Origin of the sequence: Marinobacter sp. EN3, assembly GCF_000475315.1 — a bacterium.
GTDB classification, from domain to species: Bacteria; Pseudomonadota; Gammaproteobacteria; order Pseudomonadales; family Oleiphilaceae; genus Marinobacter; species Marinobacter nauticus.
In genome coordinates, this window is sequence record NZ_AXCC01000089.1 from 1 (window position 1) to 530 (window position 530).

The 530-nt window shown below is 60.2% G+C and carries 1 protein-coding gene; it reads right to left on the bottom strand.

Translation table 11 applies throughout. The features are described from left to right. Positions 1-530 (bottom strand): reverse transcriptase domain-containing protein (locus Q675_RS36535; RefSeq protein ID WP_023012175.1); only part of this gene is annotated, 530 nt, incomplete at both ends.

The following is a 530-nucleotide window of genomic DNA, read 5'->3' on the forward strand; positions in this document are numbered from 1 at the left end:
TATCCACTTGTCCAGGTCCCGCAGCGGGCTCAGCACTTCGGCTGCGTCGAAGTACGCTTTCCAACCAAGCAGGGTCTCTTTCAGATCTGCGATCACCTGGGCCAGTGAGTGGCCCCGTGTTCGGCGGCTCAGTATCCGGATCTGGGATTTCAACTTAGTGATGGCTTTGGCAGCCACCTTCAATCGCTGTCCTTTCCGGCTGAGGGTGAAGCCCAGGAAGCTTCGCTTCCAGGGCCGGTCTACCGCGCTCTTTCGTGTATTCACTGTGAGCCTCAGCGAGTCCTCGATAAAGCGCGTCAGACTCACCATCACCCGCTCTCCTGCACGGCGACTGCCCACGTAGATCTGGCAGTCATCCGCGTAGCGGGCGACGCGCAGGTTGCGCCGCTCCAGCTCCCAATCCAGTTCATCCAGCACCACATTCGCCAACACCGGAGACAGTGGTCCGCCTTGCGGCACGCCCTCGGGTGTCGGGGCTTTGCGATTGTCGATCTGAACGCCTGCCTTCAGATACCAGTTGATCAGCCTGA